Raw genomic sequence first — 24,369 nt, 5'->3', positions numbered from 1 at the left:
ACGCTGCAGAGTGGAGCAAGCACCGCACTCACGTCGATCTCGGCGAATGCCGCGACGCGAAGGGTCCGGAGTTGATCAGCTGGCGGTTAGCCGTACTTGATCAGCAGCGCAACGCCGACGATCGAAACCACCCAGATGCCGGTCACGAACAGCGTCAGCCGGTCGAGGTTCTTCTCGACCACCGTGGAGCCGGACAGGCTGGACTGGACACCGCCGCCGAACAGGGTGGACAGACCGCCACCTTTGGCACGATGCAGCAGCACCAAGAGCACGACCAGCACGCTGGTCACGACCAGAGTGATCTGCAGAGCCAATTCCATGGCGGTAAGACTACCGGGTACGGTGTCCGGCCCAGGCCCCCGGGTTACGGCAGCGGTCCGCCCGCGGCAATCGCCGACAGCGTCGCGAACTGCTCGCCGTCCAGCGAAGCACCACCGACGAGCGCCCCGTCCACATCACCCTTAGCGACGATCTCGCCGACGTTCTTGGCGTTGACCGAACCGCCGTAGAGCACCCGCACACCGGCCGCGAGCTGCGGCGACGACAGGTTCCCCAGCTCGCCGCGGATGGCCTTGCAGACCTCCTGGGCATCGGCGGCGCTGGCCACCCGGCCGGTGCCGATGGCCCACACCGGCTCGTAGGCGATGACGGCCTGGCCGATCTGCTCCTTGGTCAGCCCGGCCAGGGACCCGCGCAACGAGTTCACGTTGTACTCGACGTGATTGCCGGCCTCGCGCACCTCGAGCTGCTCGCCGATGCAGATGATCGGCGTGATGCCGTGCTTGAACGCCGCAGCGGCCTTGGCCGCGACCAGCTCATCGGTTTCGCCGTGGTAGGTACGCCGCTCGGAGTGCCCGACCACCACGAAACTGCATCCGAGCTTGGCCAGGAACGCTCCGCTGATCTCCCCGGTGTAGGCGCCCGAATCGTGCTTGGAGACGTCCTGGGCGCCATAGGTGAGTCGCAGTCTGTCCCCGTCGACCAGGGTCTGCACGCTGCGCAGATCGGTGAACGGCGGGATGACCGTCACATCCACCTTGTCGAAATACTTGTCCGGCAATGCGAATGCGATCTTCTGCACCAGCGCGATGGCCTCGAAATGGTTGAGGTTCATCTTCCAGTTGCCGGCGATGAGCGGCTTACGGGCCATGTTCTACGACTCCAGTACTTCGATGCCGGGCAGGGTCTTGCCCTCAAGATATTCCAGCGACGCGCCGCCACCGGTCGAGATGTGCGAGAAACCGTCCTCGGCCAGGCCGAGCTGGCGCACCGCGGCCGCCGAGTCGCCGCCGCCGACCACGCTGAACGCGCCCTTGGCTGTGGCACCGATGATCGCCTCGGCCACACCCTTGGTACCCGCCGCGAAGGCCGGGAACTCGAACACGCCCATCGGGCCGTTCCAGAACACGGTCTTGGCGTTGGACAGCAGCGCGGTGAAGCGCTTGACCGACTCCGGACCGATGTCCAGGCCCATCTTGCCCTCGGGGATGCGATCGGAGGCCACGGTCTCCGGCTCGGCATCGGCGGCGAACTTGTCGGCCACGACGATGTCCACCGGGAGGTGGATCACGTCGGCGTAGGTGTCCAGCAGCCGCTTGCAGGTGTCGATCATCTCTTCTTGCAACAGCGAGGTTCCGACCGAAACCCCTTGGGCGGCAAGGAAGGTGAAGCACATGCCGCCGCCGATGACGATACTGTCGGCCTTGGTGGCCAGGTTCTCGATCACCGCGAGTTTGTCGGAGACCTTGGACCCGCCGAGCACCACGGCGTAGGGGCGCTCTGTCGAGTTGGTCAGCTGCTCGAGCACCTTGACCTCGGTGGCCACCAGCGTGCCCGCGTAATGCGGCAGCAGGGTGGCGACGTCGTACACCGAGGCTTGCTTGCGGTGCACCACGCCGAAGCCGTCGGAGACGAAGGCACCCGGCGAGCCGTCGGCACCCTCGACCAGGGCGGCCAGCGCCTTGGCCAGCGCCAGCCGCTCGGCGTCGTCCTTGCTGGTCTCCCGCGGGTCGAAACGGATGTTCTCCAGCAGCAGGACGTCACCGTCGGTGAGGCCCTCGGCCCGGGCCAGCGCATCGGTGCCGACGACATCGCCGGCCAGCTGGACGTGGCGTCCCAGCTTCTCCCCCAGCGCCGCGGCGACCGGCGCGAGCGACAGCTTCGGGTCCGGGGTGCCCTTGGGGCGGCCCAGATGCGCGGTGACGACAACCTTGGCGCCGGCCTCGGCCAGCGCCTTCAGCGTCGGGACCGAGGCGATGATGCGTCCCGGGTCGGTGATGTGGCCCTGGTCGTTCAGGGGGACGTTCAGGTCCGAGCGCACGAGCACGCCCCGGCCCTCCACGCCGTCGGCCAACAGGTCAGCGAGTGTCTTGACAGCCATCGGTACTAGAGCGACTTCCCGACGAGCGCGACCAGATCGGCGAGGCGGTTGGAGTAGCCCCACTCGTTGTCGTACCAGGAGACGACCTTGGCCTGGTTGTCGATGACCTTGGTCAGGCCCGAGTCGAAGATCGAGCTGTGCGGGTCGGTGACGATGTCGCTCGACACGATCGGCGCGTCGTAGTACTTGAGGATGCCCTTCATCGGTCCCTCGGCGGCGGCCTGCATGGCGGCGTTGATCTCGGCGGCACTTGCCGACTTGGCCAGCTCGGCGGTCAGGTCGGTGACCGAACCCGTGGGGATCGGCACCCGCAGCGCATAGCCGTCCAGCTTGCCCTTGAGCTCCGGGAGGACCAGGCCGATGGCCTTTGCGGCACCGGTCGAGGTCGGCACGATGTTCAGCGCGGCGGCGCGGGCGCGGCGCAGATCCTTGTGCGGGCCGTCCTGCAGGTTCTGGTCCTGGGTGTAGGCGTGGATGGTGGTCATCAGACCCTTGACGATGCCGAACTCGTCGTTGAGGACCTTGGCCAGCGGGCCGAGGCAGTTCGTGGTGCACGAGGCGTTGGAGATGATGTTCTGGCTGCCGTCGTACTTGTCGTCGTTGACGCCCAGCACGATGGTGATGTCCTCATCGCTCGCCGGCGCGGAGATGATGACCTTCTTGGCGCCGGCATCGAGGTGGCCCTGCGCCTTGGCGCGGGCGGTGAAGATACCGGTGGACTCGACGACCACGTCGACGCCGAGGTCGCCCCAGGGCAGGGCCGCCGGGCCTTCCTTGACTTCGAGGGCCTTGATCTTCTTGTCGCCGATGACGATGGTGTCTTCACCCTCGAGGCTGACGTCCTGCGGCAGACGGCCGAGAATCGAATCGAACTTCAGCAGGTGAGCCAGGGTGGCGTTGTCGGTGAGGTCGTTGACGGCCACGATCTCGATGTCGGTGTTCTTGCCCTCGGCCTGCTGCGTTGCCAGGGCCCGGTAGAAGTTGCGCCCGATGCGGCCGAAGCCGTTAACGCCTACCCGGATGGTCACGTGATTCTCCCTCAGTTGCCGGTAACTGCCCGCCGCCAGCCTAGTGGTGATGCTCACTGTCCGTGCGGCCTGGTCAGTGCATCAGATGTCGGGGTCGCGTAGGGCGAGTTGGTCGAGTTCGTGCGGGTCCTGGCCGACCAGATCGGCGATCAGTCCGTCGTCCGACAGGTCCATCGGCTCGGAGTGTTTCCAGTCGTGATGGGCCACCTCGTTCAAACGTTTGATGATGTGGTGGTCGGTCACCTCGATGGCCAGTTCACGACGATGGTCGAAGCTGCCCGGGGAGAAATTGATCGAGCCGACGATGGCTCGCTCGTGATCGGCCAGGATCATCTTCGCGTGCAGTTTCATGTGCTTGAGGCGGTGGATCTTGATGCCCACGTCGTCCAGGATGCGCATGCCACTGACGCCTTCGAGAAGCTTGCCCGCCTTGAGATGGTGGGCGGCGCGGGCCATGACGTGAACCTTCACCCCGCGGTGCGCCGCGCGGACCAGACGCTCGATGATCACCGGGTCCTGATAGCGCTCGTTCTGGACGAACAACGTGTGTTTGGCGGTGTCGATGAACTCGGCGATGCGATGCCTGCCGTTGGTCGGGCACCAGATCAGGTGCGCACTGCCACCGGGATCGAACTCCTCGCGGGCCCAGTCGGCTTCGAAGCAGTCGATGATCTCGGCGACCTCGTAGACGCTGGGCGTGACGACGGCGTAGTCCCTCGTCACGGTGAAGTTCTCCTCGGTCCAGTTCAGTGACTCGACAAACGCGCGCTCGTCGTCGACGACCATGGACTTCTCGTGCGTCAGGTCGAAGGCGGGGTTGCTCTCCCGGACCGCGATACCGAACCGCTGCAACATCTCTCGGGCGACATCGTTGTCGGTCTCCCCGTCGCGCCGCTCGGGGTTGAGCATGACCTTGACGTCCACACCGCGCCGGTGGGCGGCCACCACGGCCTCCAACAGCGGCAGGTGGTTGAAGGCGAACATCTTGATGCGCACCGACCGGGTGGACTCACCGATCGCGTCGAGCACCGGCTTCGCCGAGTCGTCGGGCAGGATGATCAGCGAACGTGTCACGATGGCTCGTCCTCGTATTGGATGCGGTGCAGGGCGGCATATCTGCCGCCCGCGGTCAGTAGCTCGCTGTGCGTGCCCTGTTCGACGACCCGGCCCTCCTCGAGCACGACTATCTTGTTCGCGTCACGAATTGTGCTGAGCCGGTGGGCAATCGTGATCACCGTGCGGTCCTTCATCAACCGCTGCAGCGCGGACATCACCAGGCGCTCGGACTCCGCGTCGAGAGCCGCGGTCGGTTCGTCGAGGATGAGGATCGGGCTGTCCCGGATGAGGGCACGCGCGATGCCGATGCGCTGGCGCTGACCGCCGGAGAGGGTGAGCCCGCGCTCGCCGACCGGGCTGTCGTAGCCCTGGGGCATCTCGGAGATGAACTCGTGGGCATTGGCCAGTTTGGCCATCTCGACGATCTCGTCATGGTCGGCCTCGGGCCGGCCGAAGGCGATGTTGTCACGGATGGTGCCCCGGAACAGGACCGTGTCCTGCAGTACGTAGGCGATCTGGCGGCGGAGTTCGTGGAGTTTGTAATCGCGCAGATCGACTCCGTCGACGCGGACGGTGCCCATGCTCGGGTCGTAGAACCGCGGAATCAGGCTGACCAGACTGGATTTTCCGCTTCCGGTGTGTCCGACGACGCCGACGAGTTGGCCCGGTTCCACCTCGAAGGTGACATCGCGCAGCACGGGCGTCGCGCTGTCGTAACTGAACGCCACCCGCTCGAAGCTGATCGCGCCCTTGATGCGCTCGGCATCGATCGCGTCGGCTTTCTCTTCGACCGACGTCTCCGCGGTGAGCAGGGCGTTGACGCGGTCCACCCCGACCGAGGCCATGGCGATGGTGTTGGTGAGCTTGGCCAGATCCTGCACCGGCTTGAAGAACGACGCCAGGTAGGAGATGAACACCGTCAACGTGCCTGCCGTCATCGCACCCGCGAGGATGAGCGCCGACCCGCGCCACAACACCACCGCGGTACAGGCGGCCACCACGACGCCGACGATCGGCGACACCACCGATTTCACGCGGCGCGCGTTGAGCGCGGCATCGACGGCCTGCTGGCCGGCGATCGCCAGCTCACGTTCCTGCATGTCCTCGCGATCGAACGCCTTGACCACGCGGATGGACTGCAGGCCCTCCTCCGCGACCGCGACGATGTCGGATTCCCGTCTGCGCACCTCGTGCGTGGCCGCCTTCACGGCCTTACGGATCCGGGACACGAACAACAGCAGCAGGGGCGCCACGGCGAGCGCGATGAGCGTGAAGTCCCACTGCAGCCACAACATCATGGCCAACATGCCCACGATCGTCAGCAGGTCGGTTGCGATGCCGAGGGTCGAGGACGACGCGAAGCTCTGGATGGTGTCGACGTCGTCGGTGAGCGTGCTCAAGATGGGGCCGACGCGGTGGGTGTCGAAGTAGTTGAGCGACAACTGCTGCAGGTGGTGGTAGGCGCGGGTGCGCAGGTCGTTGCCGATGCGCTGGCCGACGGTTTCGGTCAGGTAGTTCGCCACGTACGTGGCGATTGCCGCCACCACGGCGATGACGAACACCATGATCGCCGCCAGGCCGGCGATGTGCATCTTGCCTTCGCCACCCAGTAACGGCTGCAGCAGACCGTGCAGCCATCCCGGTAGTGGATGGTGGCCGACCACGCTGTCCAGCACGACCTTCAGCGGCCAGGGCGCGGCCAGGCCGGTGGCGATCTGCAGCAGCAGTACCGCAAAGATTCCGGCGATCAGCAACCGGTAGGGGCGGATCAGCTCAAGAATCAGTCTCATCGCGAGCGCCGCCTCGATTGTTGGTGTTGACGTCGAAGTTTGTCGCCACACATTACAACGCCATGATGACGTCGGAGCGACATCTCGGTCGGCGTCGGCAACGACGGACGTCGCCGCACTCAGCTCATCGCGCTCTGGACCGACACCTTCTGCATCTTGGGCTCGACAGTCGTTGCGGCATCGGCGTTTTCGCTCCATCCGGGCGGACCGAACAGGTAGCCGAGCCGGCCGCGCCAGGTCTTCGCACGCCAGACGTCGCCGACCATGGCGACGAACTCGTGGTAGTTCACCTTGATCGGGTTGTGGGTATCGATGTTCTTGGTGAGTCCGTAGCAGACCGGTTCCCCCTCGGCGACGAAGCTGCCGAACATCCGGTCCCACAGGATGAAGATGCCCGCGTAGTTCTTGTCGAGGTACGGGTTGTTGGCACCGTGATGCACGCGATGGTGCGACGGGGTGTTGAACACATACTCGATCGGGCGAGGCAGCCGGTCGATGCGCTCGGTGTGGATCGGGAACTGGTAGAGCAGCACGATCGCCTGCGACAGGAAGACCAGCCAGGCCGGAATACCGATCAACGCCAACCCCACATACCCGATCGTGGAGAGGAACGATCCGGGAATCAGCCACGACAGCCGTGTGGCCGTGGACAGGTTGAAGTACTGGCTCGAGTGGTGCACGTTGTGCGCGGCCCAAAACATCCGGATGCGGTGCGACATCCGGTGTTGCAGGTAGTAGGCCAGGTCGGCGAGCACGATGGCCAGCACCCAAACCCACCAGTGCGACGCCGAGAGATGCAGTGGCGTCACGGCCGCGGCGATCGCCACCATCGGAACCGCGATGAATTTGTCCAACGGCCGCAGGACGAAGCCGAGCACATAGATCGAGAGGTTTGTGCCCGTGTCCCGCCAGGAGATCCCGGCCCGGGGCCGGGAGGAATCGTCGTCTTTGTCTTTGTCGAAGTGGTAACTGAGGAATTCGACCGCCATCAAGACGAAGAAGGCGGGCATCGCGTAGAGCCCGATGCGCAAGGGATCCATCGGGGTTACCTCTTGCCTTTCTTGTCGTCTTTCTTGGGCATGCCGGCCAACTGCCAGGCCAGCGCCTGGCCGAAAAGTTCTGGGGGTACCCGGTCCGGGTCGATGCGCCGCTGCCGGATCAGCCCCTGGAAGAGCGCGAGTACCACGACCGCGAATCCCTCCACCGAGACGCTGTCGTCGATGTTGTTGCGCTCCAGCGCGTCGGCGAGGATCTCGCGCAGCGAGGCCAGCGTGCGCGCCGACCGGTCCCGCAGAATCTGCATGGCATCGGGATTGCGCACGGCGTGCAGCCAGAACTCGCCCTGGATCGCCTCGAACTCGATGTCGTTGTCGGCGATCTCGACGAGCACCTGGCCCAACGCGGTCAGCGGTCCCCCGTCGGCGTCCTCGGAGATGGTCTGCACCACCTGGTCGAGCCGGCCGGTGGCACGCTCGTTCATCAGCTCGGAGAACAGCTGCTCCTTGCTGGAGAAGTTCGAATACACCGCGCCGACCGAATACCCCGCCGCTGCGGCGATCTCGTCCACCGACGCCGCGGCGTAGCCCTTGCGCGCGCAGGTCTGGGCGGCCGCGTCCAAGAGCGCCGCCCTGGTCCGCGCCTGATTCTCGGCGCGCGTGAGCCGTACCGGCGCCGCGTCGTCGCTACTTCGATCGTCGACCATATTTCAGATAGTAGTCGTTATCTGAAATTTCGGATAGTGAATGTTATCCGAAATGGCCCGATGGCCTCGACGGCGGTGCTGGATACTTCGACAGATGCCCGTGCCCACCTTGTTCGACACACCGGTATTGCACCGACTTCGCGACTGCGAGCGGATCCTGATCGCTGGTGCCGGTGGCGGACACGACCTGATCAGCGGCCTCCCGATCGCCTTCGCGCTCCACGAGCGCGGCAAGACTGTGTTCCTGGCGAACCTCACCTTCACCCCGGTCACACGCACGAAGGCACAGCAGGTAGCGCCCGGGCTGTTCGAGACGCGCGCCGACACCATCGGGCCGCTCGCCTACTTCCCCGAAAAACACCTCGCGGTCTGGCTACGCGATCACGGTTACCGCGACCGCGTGTTCCTGATCCGCAAGGGCGGGCCCGCCGACGTCCAAGCGGCCTATGCGTGGCTGGCCCGGGAACTGCACCTGGACGCGGTGGTGCTCATCGACGGCGGCACCGATCTGCTCATGACGGGCGACGAAGCCGGCCTCGGAACACCAGTCGAGGACATCACCAGCCTGCTGGCGGCGCACGCACTCGACGTGCCGGTCAAACTCGCCGCATGCGTCGGGTTCGGCGTCGACACCTATCACGGCGTATGTCACGCCGACTTCCTCGAAAACGTCGCCGCCCTCACCAAGCTCGGGGCCTATCACGGCGTGTTCGCCCTCATTCCCGGCACGGCGTCCGTCGATGCCTGGCTGCATGCAGCCGCCTGGGTGCAACAACACACCCCCGATAGGGAAAGCATTGTGTGCGCGTCTATCACCGACGCCGCCCGGGGCGAGTTCGGAGACCACCACTCCTTGACACGCACACGTGACAAGGACATCGAGTTGTTCATCAATCCCCTGATGTCGATGGTGTGGGGATTCGACCTCGACGCGGTCGCCGACCGAGTCCTCTACCGTCGCGAGATCGCGCACGCGACAACGCCGTTCGAAGTCGCGGCCGCGATCGAAGCGTTCCGTGATCACACATCGCTACGCACTCGACGGATCATTCCGGCCTGACGGCGTTGCGTGGCACAATGCGAAGCGATCAGCTTCTTCGACCACGCCGGTCTTGTGCGGTGGATCCTGATGTCACACCGACGAGTGGGCTGTTGGAAATCCTGTGCCAATGGGCCCCGGCTGCAGGGTGGCGGGTGTGGGACGCCGGCAGTGGGACGAAATACACCGCAGAGGAATTCGCCTAACCCCTCACTGGGCGCATGTACGGAGGTACGCCAAGAACTCGACGTCAGTCAAACTCAAGCCCCGCCCGGACTGCCAGCTGCCGTCGGAAGTAGAAAGTTCACCGCCCCAACCCATTCGGATTGCGGCAGCGCCGCACACGTGCGCTGCAGAGCGTCCAGCCGGTATTGGTGGCCATCGTCGCCGATCAGCCAGTCATCACCAGGCGCATCCTGCGGCGCCGGTTGCACGCTGACCCCGCGACGCCTCAGCTCCTCGACCGTCAGCGCCCGCACGAACCGTTGTCGGTCGGCATCCGTATCGACCGCGGGCTCGTCGACGGTCACCTCCCGAGTTCGCGAAAACCGGCTCAGCAGCGTGCGCCGCACGGCCCGCTGTACCTCGCTATCCGACGCCAGAGCTGAAAATCGGTCGAACACAACACCATCGGCCTTCCAGCGCCGGTAGTCGTCGCGGTGCCGATTGAACGCCGACAGCCATTGATCTCCGCTACGGCGGCTTGCAGCCACCTCAACGGCGGCCGTCACGTCCAGGAACCAGTCGTAGCGCCAAGGCAGCTCCACACCCCACCCCGGCACGGGCCAGCGGCCTGCCACCGATGGGATGCCCACCCACCTCCCCTCCAGCTTGTCCACATACGCCTGCCCCAGGAATTTCATGTAGAGCAACATGCCGTGCGAGTCTTCCTGCAATGGCTCAACGTCTTCGTATGTGTCCACGAGTGTTCTCTCAACGAAGCTGATCGCTTCGTCACTGAAATAATCTTCCTCGGGGAAGCCGGGAAACCAATCCTCTGGCGTGTCAACATGCAGGTCGATACCCATATCGAGCGCTTCAGCCCACGCCTGGAAATCGTCGCGCCGCTGAGTCTCAGCGAACGCAGGGACATTGCGCCACCAACGCGCATCGGACACCGTCAACCCCCGTCTCTCAGCCGAGGCCACCGAGAATCGGCTCGCCTTCGGTCACGCTATCCAGCAACAGAATCCACACCATTTCATGTAGCAGCGCCGTCAGGCGCGACATCGCTCGAACATTTGGCCCCAATTACGGGGTTTCTGGTTCCGCCGGCGCAGGTTCGTGGTGTGGAAAGGTGATTGCTCACGTGGGTGTTCAGAGCCCCGGCCGGCGCACGGAGGAGTGGACCTCCTCAACCAAGGCAGCGCAACTAGATTGCCCAGCGTCGCCTTCCATATGGACCTCAGATCCCTCGGCAGCACACGGCGGTAACGATCTTTGCGGCGTCGCCACGGTAAGGCACCGGAATCCACACAGGTCACCGATACGGTTCCCACATGGCCGCCGAGGAATTCGCCCGAGGACATGCCGTCAGGATCGACACCCGCACAGCCATTTTCGGGGCCGGCCACAACATGTCGAAGCAGTTGGGGTTCAACTAATGCCACGCTGCGTGAGCGTCCTCGTTGGACTCGTCCTGTGCCCGATCCTGGGCCTGGCCGCCTACAACATCTCGGTAGAGATCGTGTTCAGCATGCAGAACACCTGCCTACCAGACCCCGGCCCCGGCGACAGATTCATCGCCGTACTCCTACTGGCACCAGCGGTGCTCACCATCGGCGCCACCGCCTTCACCTACACGGTGGTTCACCGACTCGTAGAGCGCGCCTGGTCGATACACGTCGCGGTAGCCGCCGCGGTCCTCATCACGCCGATCATGATCGTCTACGCCGTCAACTCCCAATACGACCCCGCCCCAACCGCACTTTGTCCTACCGGCACCCCGCCATGGTGGCCGTGGCAGCCGAACTAGCTGTATCGACCACGAAGGCCAGATTCGGGGTGGCGCAATGACAGGGCAGCGATAATCGGCGAGTGTCCTTCTTCGGCATCCAGGGGTATCAACCGGACTGGCTCACCGGCCGCGAGATAGTTGCTCGCGCCCACGGACATCGATTACACGCCCTGATCGGTCGCCGCCTCACCGATAGCTGGCTGGTGTGGGACCGCACCTCCGATGAATGGTTCGCCGACTGCCCCGTCCTGCTGGACTTCGAGGACGAACAGCTAGAGATCACCCACCAGACATTCGACGAACTGTCCATCACCTGGAACACCATCAACCCCCGTGAGCCCATCACATACGGCGAGGATCAGGAAGACGCCTCTCTGACGTGGCGCGATGACGCGTGCCTGCGGCTTTCAGCAAGTCACGGTCAACAGCTCCGCACCGTCGAACTTCTCGTGTGGCGCGGCGCTGAAACCGACCTGGCCAACGACACGGTTGCAGTCAGCTTCGGCTCCGCCCGTGACCGGATCACAATCGCCAACGCCCTCGATGAAAACGCCATCGAATTCGGCCCACCGGACCCCGGATACCGCAGTTATCCACCGCACAACTGACACCGCGGAACAGCCGGACTTGCGGACAAGAAGGCGAGACATGCTGGGTCTACGCCTGATCGACTGTCCCCAGGGAGTTTTCGAGGCTTCCGGCACCATGAGTGAGGGAATGAATGGAATCGATTGAGACTGTCCGCGAACGCGTGATGGCCGCAGGACGCGAACATCTGGGCGACGAACTCGGGGCGCAATGGGCGTCGATGTTGACCGAGGGCACCCGTTTACGGGCATCCCATCCTCCCGCGAAACGTCGATTCATTCTTCGGAGGGGCGTCAGCCCAGCGCCGGTCGGTCGGTTGGGCGGACTGGCGCCTCTTCCGCGAGGCGCAGCGTGGCCAGTTTGGGAAGGCTACGGTCCGCTGACACACATCGCCACCCTCGATTGCCGGGAGCTCGTCCGGTACCTGCCGGAGTCGCTGAAGGCTGCCGGCTTCCCGCTGGACGGGCACCTATCGTTTTTCTACTTCGACGGCCAGGTCGATGACGGCGTCGAGGTCGTCGGAGCATTGTTCGGAACCGGCGATGGCGCGCGAGTGATCCATACCCCGGCGGATGAGCCGGTCGTACTGACCGAGCCGCCGTCGCCTATCACTGCCTACCCGGAGGTTGAGCTTCGGGCGGAACCGGTCCTCACCTGGCCAGCCTCGGAGCACCCCGACCTAAACGATGAAAACTGGCCAACCGAGGGATGGAGTGGGCTGTTTGAAAAGTTGGATGCCGTGCGGCAAGCAATTCCCGGACCGCTTCATCAGATCGGAGGTCACCCGGACCCGGTCCAAGGCCCCGTCGAGGTCGAAATCGCCTACGGGCTGCTGTCGGATGGCGGCCGAAACCAACTCGACTGGAGTGACCCGGCCATTACGACGGAGTCACGCGAATGGCAGCTGCTCGCTCAGTTCGACACGGACGACAATGCCGGATTCATGTGGGGTGACTGCGGCGTTCTCTACTTCATGATCCGACCACAAGACCTTGCGGTGGGGGCGTTCGACCGGGCGAGCTTCACGTGGCAGTGCTGCTGACGACGCGAGGGCTAGAGGGAATTGAATTGAGCTGGAGCGGGCGGCGCATTGGCTAGGGTCTGGGCGTGTACTGGAATCCGCTCCCAACGGTTGCGACGTCAGTAGGACTGGAAGTCATTGACCACCCTTTCGGGCCTGCGTTCCTAGGGCCTCCCGAGGGATATCTACGTGGAGAGTGGAGCGAGCGAGATTGGCGTAATGTGCCGGGACCGTTCTATTGCGCCGAGACCGACAACTGCCTAACCGGGTTCGTCGCACCGGCCAATGTCGCTTTCACGGATGAATTCGGCGCCGAGTTCGTCTACCGACAACCGCGTGATGAGCATGAGGTTCAGCTGCTACTAAGTGCGGCGTGTCAGGAGGTATTCGAGGCCTATGCATGCGACGGAGACGAACACTGGACGCTGGCACTGGTGCGAGAGTGGTGGGCAGAGCGGGACCGACTGCTCGACTGGATCGCTACCGCTAACGCAATGTGGTCCGAACACAGGGGTTGGGACATGACGTTCCTGATGGGCGAGTACTGGGCGTTCATCACGGGCGGTCTCGAAACCTATCTCCGAGAGTATGGATTCTGGCTCGAGCACCGCCGCCCCGCCACGCCGAACGAGGCCCTGCCGAGACTTTCATAGCGGGCAGTCCGCAGAACTCCACCACGTACTCCGTGGGATGACCAGAAAACTCGCCGATAAACACAATCGTCCAGTGGCCCCCGCGGCGCACTGGATTTCCTGTGTTCGTCGTTGTCGTTGGTGCGCAATGGGGGCCGCGCAGCAGCCCGGAATCGACGACTGGGACGGCCCTGCTTCTGTTAACGTTTGCCGTCGTGACCGTGATCACTTCCAAGGCTGCGAATGCTCTTATCGAGGACGCCGAAGCCAACGCGCTAGGACGCCTCGCTGCGCAAGCTAGCTCAGGCACGACGCATTGGATCGACCGGTCACGGCAGCGCTACGGCGGGTTGTGGGTTGGCGGTCGGCTGACCCTCACAACCACAACAGTGGAGTTTCATCCCAACGCCGCCAACCGCTCAATCCAAAGCGGCAGCCTGGATGTTGTTGTGCCCCTGCGGTATGTCGAGTCGGTAGAGCTGATGCCGGGTCTCGTGACCAAAATCGTGGTCGTCCGTACCCCAGAGCGGGTGTTGAGTGCCCGGTGTTTCGGTGCGACGAAACTGGCGGACCAGATCCGAGCTGCCGCACACGCCGCTCACGACACAGGTGAGTGATTTCGGTCAAACAGTCATCTCATGGCTGAGGCGTTCAAGCCCAGCGATATCCCCCACTACTACATGTTCTACGAAGCAACCGAATCCGACAGCCGATACATGCTGGAACAGGTGGACAGGCGGGTGGCCGAAGGCAGTGCGGAAACGGTGTGTTTCGGTGGAAATCTGATCGAAGTCACGGTTGATTTCCAGATTGGTAAAGTCGTGCTCGACTTCGTCGGTGCCGAGCTGAGTTGGGGCGATGCGGTATTCACCCTGAACATCGAAGAGTTCCGCACTCTCCTTGAAAGCTGTATCGATTTCTACACGTCCAACGAACAGTAAGTTCCGCGATCCCGACGGGTCCTCTGCGCAGCACGACAGCGATGTGCGTTCTCCCCCATGCATTTCACCCGCAATGGTCCAGCAGAGGAATCAGCGATCCGCCGCGACGGAACCCCCGCGGCGCACAGGTGAAATAGACGCGCGCCGACGATCAGGCGTCGTCGAGCAGGTCCGGAGTCACCGCCGACTCGGTGTCGGGAAGCCCCTCCTGCTTGGCCTTGCGATCCGCCATCGAGAGCAGGCGCCGGATACGGCCGGCCACAGCATCTTTCGTCATCGGCGGATCGGCGAGCCGGCCCAGCTCCTCCAGCGACGCCTGCCGGTGCTCGACCCGCAGCTTGCCCGCCGCAGCGAGGTGATCGGGTACCCCGTCACCGAGGATGTACAACGCACGTTCCACCCGGGCAGCCGCGGCCACCGCGGCCCGCGCCGACCGGCGCAGGTTCGCATCGTCGAAATTGGCCAGGCGGTTGGCAGTGGCGCGGACCTCGCGGCGCATGCGCCGTTCCTCCCACGTCAGCCGGGTGTCCTGGGCGCCCATCCGGGTCAGCAGCGCACCGATCGCCTCGCCGTCACGCACCACCACGCGGTCAGCGCCACGCACCTCGCGGGCCTTGGCACTGACTCCGAGCCGTCGGGCCGCACCGACCAGGGCCAGGGCCGCCTCCGGACCGGGGCAACTGACCTCGAGCGCCGACGACCGACCCGGCTCGGTCAACGATCCGTGAGCGAGGAACGCGCCACGCCACGCGGCCTCGGCGTCACCCACGCTGCCACCGACCACCTGCGCGGGCAGGCCGCGCACCGGGCGTCCACGAAGGTCGAGCAATCCGGTCTGCCGAGCCAGCGCTTCGCCGTCGGCGGCCACCCGCACCACATACCGGGTGTTCTTACGGATGCCGCTGGCCGACAGCACGTGCACCACCGCGTTGTACCCGTACAGGTCGTAGATGTCCTTACGCAGGCGTCGCGCGATGATCCCGAGATCCACCTCGGCTTCCACCACCACCCGGCCGGCCACGATGTGCAGGCCGCCGGCAAAACGCAACAACGACGCCACCTCCGCGCGGCGAGCGCTCACCGAGTTGACTACCAGGCGGCTCAGCTCGTCCTTGACTTCGGCCGTCATCGCCACGGATCGTCCCCTCTCGGTGTATTCGGCGCCGGCTCCTGATGCGCCACGTCGACCGACCTCGCAGCGGGCGTGGGAACGGTGGACTCTTGCACTGCCCGACCGGGCCCTGTCGCGCGCAACCGGACCCCCTCCAACACCGCGGCCAACTTCGCCGGGTCATGTAAAGGTGTACCAGGTCGACACACGTCAGCAAACTCAACGCGGGCATTGAGGATATTGGCCGTGCGGCTGAGTTGCTCCCGTTCCCGGTCGCTCGGCACTCGGCTGGCATCGACGATGATGTCATGCACGCTGAAGTCCGGAGCATGCTGGGCCAGAACGTGGATGTGACGCTCGGCCGAGAACCCCGCCGTTTCGCCCGGCTCCGCAGCCAGATTCAGCACGAGTGCACGGCGCGCCGTCGTCGCCCGCAATGCCGCCACCAACTGCGGCACCAACACGTGCGGGATCACACTGGTGAACCACGACCCCGGGCCGAGCACCACCAGATCGGCGCTCATGATGGCCTCCACCGCCTGCCGGGTGGCCGGCGGATCCCCGGGCAGCAACCGCACCCGCCGCACCTTGCCCACCGTGGTGGCGATCGCCACCTGACCGCGGATCACCCGGCTCATCCGGGGATCGGACTCCAGACCGGCAACATCGGCCTCGATCTGCAGGGCGATCGGGCACATCGGCAGCACCCGGCCCTTCACCCCGAGAATCCGTCCGAGCTCGTCGAGCGCCGCGACGGGGTCAGCCAGCACCTCACTGAGGCCCGCCAGTATCAGATTGCCGATCGGGTGACCGGCCAGCGCGCCGCTGCCACCGAACCGGTGCTGAATTATCGTCGCCCACAACCGGCCATGCGGACTGTCAGAAGCCAAGGCCGCCAACGCCATTCGCAAGTCACCGGGTGGCACCACATCGAGTTCGCTGCGTAGCCGACCCGATGAACCGCCGTCGTCGGCAACCGTCACCACGGCCGTCACGTGCGGGCTGAGCCGCCGAGCCGCCGACAAGGTGGCGTACAACCCGTGCCCTCCACCGAGGGCGACGATGCGCGGGGTCATTCGCGACCCAGATCCCGGTGCAGCACGTGGACGGTGAGCCCGTCACCGCCCTGCAACCGCTCCGCCAGCGCCTCGGCGATCGCCACGCTGCGATGTTTGCCGCCGGTACACCCGATGGCGACGGTCATATAACGCTTCCCCTCCCGGCGGTAACCGGCAATCACCACGTCCAACAGACGATGGTAGGTGTCGAGAAATTCCCTGGCCCCTGGTTGTCCCAGTACGTACTCACGCACATCCGGATGTTGACCGCTGTGCGGCCGCAACTCGTCCACCCAGTGCGGATTCGGCAAGAACCGCACATCCATCACGGTGTCCGCGTCCATCGGCAGGCCGTACTTGTAACCGAACGACTCCACGGTGACATTCGTGTAGGCGACGGTCTCACCGCCGAATGCCCGCTCGATGCTCTCACGTAATGCCGGCACCGGGAGCGCAGACGTGTCGATCACCAGGTCGGCCGCCGCGCGCACCGGCGCCAGCAACGCCCGCTCGGCGGCGATCCCCTCGGCCAGGGTCTGTGTGCCCTGCAGCGGGTGACTGCGCCGGTTCTGCTCATAGCGGCGCACCAGAATATCGTCGGACGCCTCCAGGAACAGCACCCTCGGCGTGATGCTCCGCGCCGCCAATTCGTTGCGCACCCAATCCAGATCACCGGTGAAGCCCCGCGACCGCACATCCATCACCACAGCCAGCTGGGTGATCCGCGATCCAGCGGCCAACCCCAACTCGACCATGCGGGCGATCAGCTCCGGCGGCAGGTTGTCGGCGACATACCAGCCGAGGTCCTCCAGCACCTTGGCCGCCGTACCGCGCCCGGCCCCCGACAGGCCGGTGACCAGCACCACGTCGATCCCCGAATCCGCGTCCGCACCACCGATGATGCCGCCCTCGCGCAGATGTTCGTTCATGCGCGATCCGCCTGGCTTGTCATGTCCCCGTTACCCGTCATCCCGACACCCTGCGTCGATCATCCTCGATAACCGTTGCGGGCGCCCCTGAATCGCCCAGTCCGGCGCTGTTCTCACTTCGCGGATCACCGCTTTCTACCGGTGGCGGCTCGCCGTTTTCGGGTGATGGCGGCTCGCCGCCGTGCCCAATTGGCGGCTCGCCGCCGTGCCCAATTGGCGGCTCGCCGCCGAGCGCAGCCAGGACCGCCTTCGCCGTCGTCACACCGATCCCCGGCACCGCGGTGATCTCCTCGACCGTGGCCTCCTTCAGCCGCGCCACCGAACCGAAATGCGTCACCAACGCCTTGCGGCGGTGTTCGCCCAACCCACGCACCGAGTCGAGTGCGGACGCGGTCATCCGCTTGGACCGCTTGCTGCGGTGATAGCTGATCGCGAACCGGTGTGCCTCGTCGCGCACGCGCTGCAACAGATACAGCCCCTCGCTGTTGCGCGGGAAGATCAGTGGATCGGGCTCCGCCGGCACCCACACTTCTTCCAACCGCTTGGCCAGCCCGATCACCGCGACATCGGTGACACCCAGTTCGTCGAGTACCGCGGCGGCCGCGTTGACCTGAGGAGCACCGCCGTCGACCACGAACAGATTGGGCGGATAGGCGAACCGGCGCGGACGCTGATCGGCACCGGGCTCCGGCTGCGCATCGCTCACGTGCCGCAGGAAACGACGCCGCGTCACCTCGGCGATCGAGGCGACGTCGTCCGAGCGGCCGTCACCGGCAGCCTCACGGATCGCGTAGTGCCGGTAGTCCGACTTGCGCGGCAGCCCATCCTCGAACACCACGAGTGAGGCCACCACATCGGTGCCCTGCACGTGGCTGATATCCACGCATTCGATCCGCAGCGGCGCATCGGCCAGGCCCAGGGAATCCTGGATACTCTGCAGCGCTTCCGATCTCGCGTTGAAGTCGCCGGCCCGCTTGAGCTTGTGCTGGGCCAGCGCCTCGTGGGCATTGCGTTGGACGGTCTCGGACAGCGTGCGTTTGTCGCCGCGCACCGGCACCCGCAGGCTCACCCGCGAACCACGAAGTCCCGACAGCCATGCCGCCAGTTCGTCCGCGTTCGGCGGCAGCACCGGCACCAGCACCTCACGGGGCACCGGGTTGGTGGCCTCGTCGGCCGCGCCGCCCAGTTCGGCCTGCTCGCCGTAGAACTGGGTGAGGAACTGCTCGACCAGATGCTCCTGCCCGGATTGTTCTGGGTCACCGGACTTCTCGACGATCCAGCCGCGCTGGCCGCGCACCCGGCCGCCACGCACGTGGAACACCTGCACGGCCGCCTCAAGATCGTCGTCTGCGAACGCCACCACGTCGGCATCGGTGCCGTCACCGAGCACCACGGCCTGCTTCTCCAGCGCACGCTTGAGCGCCGCGATGTCATCGCGCAGCCTTGCGGCGCGCTCGAAGTCGAGGTCCTCGGCGGCGGCCATCATCTGCTGTTCCATGTCCCGGGCCAGCCGGTCGGTCTTGCCGGCCAGGAAGTCACAGAAGTCGAGGACGATCCGCCGGTGTTCCTCGGCGCTGACGCGACCGACGCATGGCGCCGAACACTTGTCGATGTAGCCGAGCAGGCACGGACGGTCGATCTGCCTGTGCCGCTTGAACACTCCCGCCGAACAGGTTCTGGCCGGAAAGACCCGGGTCAGCAGGTCGAGTGTCTCGCGGATGGCCCAGGCATGCGAATACGGGCCGAAGTACCGCACACCCTTGCGCCGTGGCCCGCGGTACACCATCAGCCGCGGGTACTCCTCGTTGAGCGTCACCGCCAGCACCGGGTACGTCTTGTCATCGCGGTAGCGGATGTTGAAGCGTGGATCGAACTCCTTGATCCAGTTGTACTCCAACTGCAGTGCCTCGACCTCGGTGGTGACCACCGTCCACTCGACACTGCCCGCCGTCATCACCATCTGCCGAGTGCGCGGCGCCAGGCTCGCGATGTCGGCGAAGTACGACGTCAGCCGGCTGCGCAGGCTCTTTGCCTTACCGACATAGATGACCCGGCCGTGCGGGTCCCGGAACCGGTACACGCCCGGCTCCACTGGTATCGATCCGGGCGCCGGCCGGTACGTCGCTGGATCGGGCACGGTTTCCAGGTTACTGCCGCGATCCGACCGAACTCCGCTACCGTCGAACTGTGCGGTTGCTGGCGTCCACCCGTTCGGTCATCACGCTGCTCAGTGCCGTCGCTGTGATCCTTGCCGGATGCTCCGATGGGAGTCAGCGTCCGGCGAGGACCGATGCCGGGCCCTGTCAGATCCTGTCCAACGGCACCCCGAACGCCAAACCCCCTCCGGCGCCCCAGCCGGTCCCCGGTGCACCGGCGCGCGACCTGGCCACCAACCCCGAGATCGGCACCGGATACCGCAGCGACATGACGGCCGTCCGCACCTCTACCTACGCGGTGGCCACCGCCAATCCACTGGCCACCGAAGCCGCCTGCAAGGTGCTGCGCGACGGTGGCACCGCAGCCGACGCGCTGGTGACCGCACAGGCCGTTCTCGGCCTCGTCGAACCGCAGTCCTCCGGGGTCGGAGGCGGCGGCTTCCTGCTGTACTACGACGCCGCAGGCAATGCGGTGCGCGCCTACGACGGGCGTGAGACGGCACCGGCCGCGGCGACCGAGAACTACCTGCGCTGGGTATCGGAGACCGACCGAACGGTCCCCAAACCCGATGCGCGGTCATCGGGCCGCTCGATCGGGGTGCCCGGCATCGTGCGGCTGCTCGACGATGTCCACCGCCAGTTCGGCAAGAAGGCCTGGCGCGACCTTTTCGACCCGGCGGTGTCGATGGCCGATCAGGGATTCGACGTCAGTCCGCGCCTGGCTGCCGCGATCGACGATGCCGACGCCCAACTTCGGCTGGACCCCGCCGCGGGCGCCTACTTCCTCAACCCCGACGGCAGCCCCAAACCGGTGGGCACCCGCATGACCAACCCGGCCTACGCGAAAACCCTGGGCGCCATCGCATCCGGGGGCGCGCAGGCCTTCTACACCGGCGATATCGCCCGCGCCGTCGTTGCCGCCGCCACCGATACCAGCGGCGGGCGCACGCCGAGTGCCATGACCGAGCAGGATCTCGCCGGCTACACCGTCAAACAGCGTGACCCGGTGTGCACCACCTACCGTGGCCGCGAGGTCTGCGGGATGCCACCGCCGTCGTCGGGCGGCATCGCGGTGGCGGCCGCCCTCGGCATGCTCGAGCACTTCCCCATGAGCGACTACAAGCCGGCCCGCGTCGATCTCAACGGCGGTCATCCGGCGGTGACCGGGGTACACCTCATCTCAGAGGCCGAACGCCTCGCCTACGCCGATCGCGATCGCTACATCGCCGACACCGATTTCGTCCCGCTGCCCGGTGGATCACCCGAAACCCTGCTCGACGGCGCCTACCTCACCGGCCGGGCCGCGCTGATCTCCAGGAACCACACGATGGGCGTGGCCGCTCCCGGTGACTTCGCGCCACCGATAACCATGCCGCCGACGCCGGAGCACGGAACCAGTCAGATCAGCGTGATCGACCGCTTCGGCAACGCGGCGTCGCTGACGACCACGATCGAGTCGGCGTTCGGTTCGTTCCACATGGTCGACGGCTTCCTGCTCAACAACCAGCTCACCGACTTCTCGGCCGAGCCGACCAGCACCGAAGGCAAGCCGGTTCCCAACCGGGTTCAGCCCGGAAAGCGCCCGCGCAGCACCATGGCGCCCACCCTGGTCTTCGACAAGGCCGGGCCGCAACGGGGTCCCCTGTATGCGGTCCTGGGTTCCCCGGGCGGTTCGGTCATCATCCAGTTCGTCGTGAAAACCCTTGTCGGCATCATGGATTGGAACCTGGATCCGCAGCAGGCGGTATCCATGATCGACTTCGGCGCGGCCAACACGCCCGTCACCAATGTGGGCGGCGAGCATCCGTTGGTCGACACCGTCGCCAACGGCGACCGCGATCAACTGGTCGAGGGCCTGCGCGCACTCGGGCATCAGGTTTCGCTGGCCGATCAGTCCAGCGGGCTCTCAGCCCTGGTGCGCACGTCGCCGGGCTGGACCGGCGGGGCCGACCCCCGCCGCGAAGGTCTGGTGCTCGGCGATGCCGGCTGATCGCCCGGCGTCAGCCCTGATCTGAGCGATACCGGTCGATCAGGTCGCGGACCTCGTCCATGGCCTCGACGGCACGCCCCTTGTCGATCGCCTGGATCGCCATCACCGGTATGTACTCGTCGTCGGGTAGATCCAGCCGGGCCCAGCGGGCTCCGGCCGGGAAGGCCACTCCGCGGACCTCGGACCAGGGAATCACCTTGAAACTGACCAGATTCCGTACCGCCATGCCCGATGGGCCGACCCGTAGCCGCGGCCGCGCGAACATCAGCACCGCTCCGGCGATGATGGCTCCGAGCAAGGCGATCGCCACCTGATCGGAGGTCTGGAAGACCACGCCGGTGGATCCCACCTTCAGCAACACTCCGACCGCCACGTGCGCCAGAAAGATGATCAGCGCCGCACCGTAGGCGAAATACGGTGTGCGGTAAGGCCGGATGTCGATATCCCAGGTATCCGTAGTCATATCTTTGGCCATCGGCATGTCACGCGTCGGCGCGCAGTTCGCGCAGTGTCAGCGCCGTGGACAACGCTGCTGCCGCCGCCTGGGCGCCCTTGTCCTCGGTGGAATCCGGGAGGCCGGCACGGTCCAGGGCCTGCGCCTCGTTGTCGGTGGTCAGCACACCGTTGGCGACGGGGGTCGACGAATCGAGCGACACCCGGGTCAAGCCCTGCGTCACCGCATCGCACACATAGTCGAAATGCGGGGTCTGGCCGCGGATGACGACACCCAACGCCACCACGGCGTCGTGGGTGGCCGCCAATGCCTGTGCCACCACGGGGATTTCGATGGCTCCGAGCACGCGCACCACCGTCGGCGCGGCGATCCCGGCGTCGGTGGCCACCTTGCGCGCACCGTCCAGCAGGGCGTCGCAGATCTGGGTGTGCCAGGTGCTGGCCACGATCGCCAGCTTCACATCCGAGGCATCGACCTGGGGCAGATCAGGGACTCCGTGGCCGCTCACAGGCTCGAACCCGAATCGGTCGGGCTGGGCGGCCGGCGGTCACCGAGCAGGTACACCGCCTCGTCGTAGTCGTCCATGCTCACCGCTTCGTCGTAATCTTCGAGGCCGACGAGGTCATGACCCATCCGGTCCCGCTTGGTCATCAGGTAGCGGATGTTCTCCGAGTTCGCCCGCACCGGCAGCGGAACCCGCTCGATGATGTGCAGCCCGTAACCGTCCAGGCCGACCCGCTTGGCGGGGTTGTTCGTCAGCAGTCGCATGGACCGGATACCGAGGTCGACCAGGATCTGTGCGCCGATGCCGTAGTCACGGGCGTCGGCGGGCAGGCCGAGCTTCAGATTCGCGTCGACGGTGTCCTCGCCGGCGTCCTGCAACTGATAGGCCTGCAGCTTGTGCATCAGACCGATGCCCCGGCCCTCGTGCCCGCGCATGTAGAGCACCACGCCGCGGCCTTCTCGGGCCACCATCGCCATCGCGGCGTCCAGCTGCGGCCCGCAGTCGCAGCGCCGGGAGCCGAACACGTCACCGGTCAGGCATTCCGAGTGCACCCGGACCAGGACGTCGTGGCCGTCGCTGGCGGGTCCGGAGATGTCGCCGCGAACCAGCGCGACATGCTCGACGTCCTCGTAGATGCTCTTGTAGCCCACTGCCACGAACTCGCCGTGCCGGGTCGGGATCCGCGCCTCGGCGATGCGCTCGATGTGCTTCTCGTGCTTGCGACGCCACTCGATCAGGTCGGCGATCGAGATCAGGGCCAGGTCGTGGTCGTCGGCGAAGACCCGCAGCTCGTCGGTGCGAGCCATGTCGCCTTCGTCCTTCTGGCTGACGATCTCGCAGATCGCGCCGGCGGGCTGCAGCCCGGCCAGGCGGGCCAGGTCCACGGCCGCCTCGGTGTGGCCGGGGCGGCGCAGCACGCCACCGTCCTTGGCCCGCAGCGGAACCACGTGGCCGGGCTTGGTGAAGTCGTCGATCGCGGAGCCGGGATCTGCGAGGGCACGCATCGTGGTGGCCCGGTCGGATGCCGAAATGCCGGTTCCCACATCCTTTTTCGCGTCAACCGTGACGGTGTAGGCGGTGCCGTGCTTGTCCTGGTTGACCGCGTACATCGGCAGCAGGCCCAGCCGGTCGCAGATCTCACCGTCCAGCGGCACACACAGGTAACCGGAGGTGTAGCGGACCATGAACGCGACGAGTTCGGGGGTGGCCTTCTCGGCAGCGAAGATGAGGTCGCCTTCGTTCTCGCGGTCCTCGTCGTCGATCACCACCACGGCTTTGCCCGCCGCGATATCGGCTATCGCCCTCTCGACGGAATCGAGCCTGGTCATCTGCGCCACCTTGCCTGTTCGAATGCCAGGTCCCCGATGCGGGACCATATGCCGACTCCAGTATGAACCACCGAAATCCAGCGGTTATTGCCAGCTCTTACTCACCGGGACCGGCCATCAGCCGTTCCACGTACTTGGCGATGATGTCGACCTCAAGATTGACCGTCGTCCCCACGGTGGCCTGCCCCAGCGTGGTGAGCTCGCGCGTGGTGGGAATCAGCGACACCTCGAACCAGTCGTCGGCCACGGCCGACACCGTCAGCGACACCCCGTCGACGGTGATCGAGCCCTTCTCCACCACATAACGCGACAGCGCGGCAGGCAGGCCGATCCGCACCACTTCCCAGTGGTCGAAGGGCGTGCGGGAAATCACAGTGCCGGTGCCGTCCACGTGCCCCTGCACGATGTGACCACCGAGGCGACTGTTGACCGCGGCGGCCCGCTCCAGGTTCACCTGGCTGCCGACCCCGACCCCGCCCAGACTCGAGCGGTTGAGCGTCTCCCCCATGACGTCTGCCGTGAACGCGCCGTCGGGCAGCACGTCCACCACGGTGAGGCAGACCCCGTTCACCGCGATCGAATCGCCGTGACCGGCGTCGGCGGTGACCACAGGGCCGCGAATGGTGAACCTGGCGGCATCCGTCAGGTCCGCTTTGTCGACCAGGACGCCCAGCTCTTCAACGATTCCGGTGAACACGTCGACC

At 65.7% G+C, this 24,369-nt stretch carries 25 protein-coding genes; 8 read left to right on the top strand and 17 right to left on the bottom strand.

Annotated elements, in window-relative coordinates; genetic code table 11:
• Nucleotides 1-86 precede the first annotated feature (86 nt).
• From secG to AB0I14_RS07655, 8 genes are all read right to left on the bottom strand, one after another.
• A complete protein-coding gene (secG, locus tag AB0I14_RS07690) occupies nucleotides 87-320 on the bottom strand; it encodes a preprotein translocase subunit SecG (protein WP_166904538.1) in 234 nt (77 codons plus the stop codon).
• 44 nt (nucleotides 321-364) lie between these two features.
• Complete coding sequence (tpiA, locus tag AB0I14_RS07685; RefSeq protein WP_358018270.1) at nucleotides 365-1,150, bottom strand: triose-phosphate isomerase; 786 nt, start codon at nucleotides 1,148-1,150, stop codon at nucleotides 365-367.
• Between the two features lie 3 nt (nucleotides 1,151-1,153).
• Entirely contained in the window at nucleotides 1,154-2,380 is a 1,227-nt protein-coding gene (locus AB0I14_RS07680; RefSeq protein WP_358018266.1) for a phosphoglycerate kinase, read from the bottom strand.
• Nucleotides 2,381-2,385: 5 nt separating this feature from the next.
• On the bottom strand, nucleotides 2,386-3,408 hold the full coding sequence (gene gap, locus AB0I14_RS07675) for a type I glyceraldehyde-3-phosphate dehydrogenase (RefSeq protein ID WP_358018263.1): 1,023 nt from the start codon (nucleotides 3,406-3,408) through the stop codon (nucleotides 2,386-2,388).
• An 81-nt stretch (nucleotides 3,409-3,489) separates the two neighbouring features.
• The gene (locus AB0I14_RS07670; RefSeq protein ID WP_358018260.1) at nucleotides 3,490-4,482 is read right to left on the bottom strand and encodes a phospholipase D-like domain-containing protein; all 993 of its coding nucleotides are present in this window, start codon (nucleotides 4,480-4,482) and stop codon (nucleotides 3,490-3,492) included.
• Nucleotides 4,479-6,254, bottom strand: coding sequence for an ABC transporter ATP-binding protein (locus tag AB0I14_RS07665; RefSeq protein ID WP_358018257.1), 1,776 nt, complete (start codon nucleotides 6,252-6,254; stop codon nucleotides 4,479-4,481). Before AB0I14_RS07665 ends, AB0I14_RS07670 begins: the two co-directional genes overlap by 4 nt.
• Before the next feature lie 119 nt (nucleotides 6,255-6,373).
• The gene (locus AB0I14_RS07660) at nucleotides 6,374-7,294 is read right to left on the bottom strand and encodes a sterol desaturase family protein (RefSeq protein WP_358018254.1); all 921 of its coding nucleotides are present in this window, start codon (nucleotides 7,292-7,294) and stop codon (nucleotides 6,374-6,376) included.
• A gap of 5 nt (nucleotides 7,295-7,299) precedes the next feature.
• Entirely contained in the window at nucleotides 7,300-7,956 is a 657-nt protein-coding gene (locus AB0I14_RS07655) for a TetR family transcriptional regulator (RefSeq protein ID WP_358018251.1), read from the bottom strand.
• A gap of 94 nt (nucleotides 7,957-8,050) precedes the next feature.
• On the opposite strand from AB0I14_RS07655, the gene AB0I14_RS07650 reads away from it, so the two are divergent.
• A complete protein-coding gene (locus tag AB0I14_RS07650) occupies nucleotides 8,051-9,016 on the top strand; it encodes a DUF1152 domain-containing protein (protein ID WP_358018248.1) in 966 nt (321 codons plus the stop codon).
• A 239-nt stretch (nucleotides 9,017-9,255) separates the two neighbouring features.
• On the opposite strand, the gene AB0I14_RS07645 is transcribed toward AB0I14_RS07650, so the two are convergent.
• Complete coding sequence (locus tag AB0I14_RS07645) at nucleotides 9,256-10,113, bottom strand: hypothetical protein (RefSeq protein WP_358018245.1); 858 nt, start codon at nucleotides 10,111-10,113, stop codon at nucleotides 9,256-9,258.
• Between the two features lie 497 nt (nucleotides 10,114-10,610).
• Here AB0I14_RS07645 and AB0I14_RS07640 point away from each other — a divergent pair, with 497 nt between their 5' ends.
• The 6 genes from AB0I14_RS07640 to AB0I14_RS07615 all read left to right on the top strand — a co-directional run bounded on the left by AB0I14_RS07640 (nucleotide 10,611) and on the right by AB0I14_RS07615 (nucleotide 14,134).
• Entirely contained in the window at nucleotides 10,611-10,970 is a 360-nt protein-coding gene (locus AB0I14_RS07640) for a hypothetical protein (protein WP_358018242.1), read from the top strand.
• A 62-nt stretch (nucleotides 10,971-11,032) separates the two neighbouring features.
• Nucleotides 11,033-11,560, top strand: a complete 528-nt coding sequence (locus tag AB0I14_RS07635) for a hypothetical protein (protein WP_358018239.1) — start codon at nucleotides 11,033-11,035, stop codon at nucleotides 11,558-11,560.
• 113 nt (nucleotides 11,561-11,673) lie between these two features.
• On the top strand, nucleotides 11,674-12,582 hold the full coding sequence (locus tag AB0I14_RS07630) for a YwqG family protein (protein ID WP_358018236.1): 909 nt from the start codon (nucleotides 11,674-11,676) through the stop codon (nucleotides 12,580-12,582).
• 200 nt (nucleotides 12,583-12,782) lie between these two features.
• Nucleotides 12,783-13,214 carry a ferredoxin gene (locus AB0I14_RS07625; RefSeq protein ID WP_358018233.1) on the top strand — a complete coding sequence of 144 codons (432 nt, stop codon included), beginning with the start codon at nucleotides 12,783-12,785 and terminating at the stop codon, nucleotides 13,212-13,214.
• Nucleotides 13,215-13,408: 194 nt separating this feature from the next.
• The gene (locus AB0I14_RS07620) at nucleotides 13,409-13,810 is read left to right on the top strand and encodes a hypothetical protein (protein WP_358018230.1); all 402 of its coding nucleotides are present in this window, start codon (nucleotides 13,409-13,411) and stop codon (nucleotides 13,808-13,810) included.
• A 21-nt stretch (nucleotides 13,811-13,831) separates the two neighbouring features.
• Entirely contained in the window at nucleotides 13,832-14,134 is a 303-nt protein-coding gene (locus tag AB0I14_RS07615) for a hypothetical protein (protein WP_358018227.1), read from the top strand.
• 151 nt (nucleotides 14,135-14,285) lie between these two features.
• On the opposite strand, the gene whiA is transcribed toward AB0I14_RS07615, so the two are convergent.
• From whiA to uvrC, 4 genes are read right to left on the bottom strand one after another with little or no spacing between them, the layout of a single operon-like run.
• Nucleotides 14,286-15,263: a DNA-binding protein WhiA gene (whiA, locus tag AB0I14_RS07610; RefSeq protein WP_358018224.1), complete on the bottom strand. Its 978-nt coding sequence runs from the start codon at nucleotides 15,261-15,263 to the stop codon at nucleotides 14,286-14,288.
• Nucleotides 15,260-16,321 carry a uridine diphosphate-N-acetylglucosamine-binding protein YvcK gene (gene yvcK, locus AB0I14_RS07605; RefSeq protein WP_358018221.1) on the bottom strand — a complete coding sequence of 354 codons (1,062 nt, stop codon included), beginning with the start codon at nucleotides 16,319-16,321 and terminating at the stop codon, nucleotides 15,260-15,262. The genes whiA and yvcK overlap by 4 nt, the downstream gene beginning before the upstream one ends.
• Nucleotides 16,318-17,232 (bottom strand): RNase adapter RapZ, encoded by a 915-nt coding sequence (gene rapZ / locus AB0I14_RS07600; protein WP_358018218.1) that lies wholly within the window; start codon nucleotides 17,230-17,232, stop codon nucleotides 16,318-16,320. The genes yvcK and rapZ overlap by 4 nt, the downstream gene beginning before the upstream one ends.
• 37 nt (nucleotides 17,233-17,269) lie before the next feature.
• A complete protein-coding gene (gene uvrC, locus AB0I14_RS07595; RefSeq protein WP_358018215.1) occupies nucleotides 17,270-19,369 on the bottom strand; it encodes an excinuclease ABC subunit UvrC in 2,100 nt (699 codons plus the stop codon).
• Nucleotides 19,370-19,419: 50 nt separating this feature from the next.
• Between uvrC and ggt the strand changes: the two genes are divergently transcribed.
• On the top strand, nucleotides 19,420-21,378 hold the full coding sequence (gene ggt, locus AB0I14_RS07590; protein ID WP_358018212.1) for a gamma-glutamyltransferase: 1,959 nt from the start codon (nucleotides 19,420-19,422) through the stop codon (nucleotides 21,376-21,378).
• A gap of 10 nt (nucleotides 21,379-21,388) precedes the next feature.
• On the opposite strand, the gene AB0I14_RS07585 is transcribed toward ggt, so the two are convergent.
• The 4 genes from AB0I14_RS07585 to AB0I14_RS07570 form a co-directional block, all read right to left on the bottom strand.
• On the bottom strand, nucleotides 21,389-21,841 hold the full coding sequence (locus tag AB0I14_RS07585) for a PH domain-containing protein (protein WP_358018209.1): 453 nt from the start codon (nucleotides 21,839-21,841) through the stop codon (nucleotides 21,389-21,391).
• A gap of 19 nt (nucleotides 21,842-21,860) precedes the next feature.
• Complete coding sequence (gene ribH, locus AB0I14_RS07580; RefSeq protein WP_358018206.1) at nucleotides 21,861-22,340, bottom strand: 6,7-dimethyl-8-ribityllumazine synthase; 480 nt, start codon at nucleotides 22,338-22,340, stop codon at nucleotides 21,861-21,863.
• A complete protein-coding gene (locus AB0I14_RS07575; RefSeq protein WP_358018203.1) occupies nucleotides 22,337-23,665 on the bottom strand; it encodes a bifunctional 3,4-dihydroxy-2-butanone-4-phosphate synthase/GTP cyclohydrolase II in 1,329 nt (442 codons plus the stop codon). The genes ribH and AB0I14_RS07575 overlap by 4 nt, the downstream gene beginning before the upstream one ends.
• 97 nt (nucleotides 23,666-23,762) lie before the next feature.
• Nucleotides 23,763-24,362 (bottom strand): riboflavin synthase, encoded by a 600-nt coding sequence (locus AB0I14_RS07570; protein WP_358018200.1) that lies wholly within the window; start codon nucleotides 24,360-24,362, stop codon nucleotides 23,763-23,765.
• Nucleotides 24,363-24,369 lie beyond the last annotated feature (7 nt).

The sequence above is a fragment of the Mycobacterium sp. NPDC050441 genome, from assembly GCF_040655355.1.
Classification (GTDB): domain Bacteria; phylum Actinomycetota; class Actinomycetes; order Mycobacteriales; family Mycobacteriaceae; genus Mycobacterium.
Note: the sequence above shows the minus strand (reverse complement) of the source record. Positions and strands in the feature narration are given on the sequence as shown.

What these genes read in the sequence shown, in the direction of transcription:
- AB0I14_RS07615 (WP_358018227.1), top strand. Translation starts at nt 13,832, where the DNA reads ATGGCTGAGGCGTTCAAGCCCAGCGATATCCCCCACTACTACATGTTC.
- AB0I14_RS07655 (WP_358018251.1), bottom strand. Translation starts at nt 7,956, where the DNA reads ATGGTCGACGATCGAAGTAGCGACGACGCGGCGCCGGTACGGCTCACG.
- AB0I14_RS07630 (WP_358018236.1), top strand. Translation starts at nt 11,674, where the DNA reads ATGGAATCGATTGAGACTGTCCGCGAACGCGTGATGGCCGCAGGACGC.
- secG (WP_166904538.1), bottom strand. Translation starts at nt 320, where the DNA reads ATGGAATTGGCTCTGCAGATCACTCTGGTCGTGACCAGCGTGCTGGTC.
- AB0I14_RS07660 (WP_358018254.1), bottom strand. Translation starts at nt 7,294, where the DNA reads ATGGATCCCTTGCGCATCGGGCTCTACGCGATGCCCGCCTTCTTCGTC.
- AB0I14_RS07650 (WP_358018248.1), top strand. Translation starts at nt 8,051, where the DNA reads ATGCCCGTGCCCACCTTGTTCGACACACCGGTATTGCACCGACTTCGC.
- AB0I14_RS07585 (WP_358018209.1), bottom strand. Translation starts at nt 21,841, where the DNA reads ATGACTACGGATACCTGGGATATCGACATCCGGCCTTACCGCACACCG.
- rapZ (WP_358018218.1), bottom strand. Translation starts at nt 17,232, where the DNA reads ATGAACGAACATCTGCGCGAGGGCGGCATCATCGGTGGTGCGGACGCG.
- yvcK (WP_358018221.1), bottom strand. Translation starts at nt 16,321, where the DNA reads ATGACCCCGCGCATCGTCGCCCTCGGTGGAGGGCACGGGTTGTACGCC.
- AB0I14_RS07575 (WP_358018203.1), bottom strand. Translation starts at nt 23,665, where the DNA reads ATGACCAGGCTCGATTCCGTCGAGAGGGCGATAGCCGATATCGCGGCG.
- tpiA (WP_358018270.1), bottom strand. Translation starts at nt 1,150, where the DNA reads ATGGCCCGTAAGCCGCTCATCGCCGGCAACTGGAAGATGAACCTCAAC.
- AB0I14_RS07665 (WP_358018257.1), bottom strand. Translation starts at nt 6,254, where the DNA reads ATGAGACTGATTCTTGAGCTGATCCGCCCCTACCGGTTGCTGATCGCC.
- whiA (WP_358018224.1), bottom strand. Translation starts at nt 15,263, where the DNA reads ATGACGGCCGAAGTCAAGGACGAGCTGAGCCGCCTGGTAGTCAACTCG.
- AB0I14_RS07680 (WP_358018266.1), bottom strand. Translation starts at nt 2,380, where the DNA reads ATGGCTGTCAAGACACTCGCTGACCTGTTGGCCGACGGCGTGGAGGGC.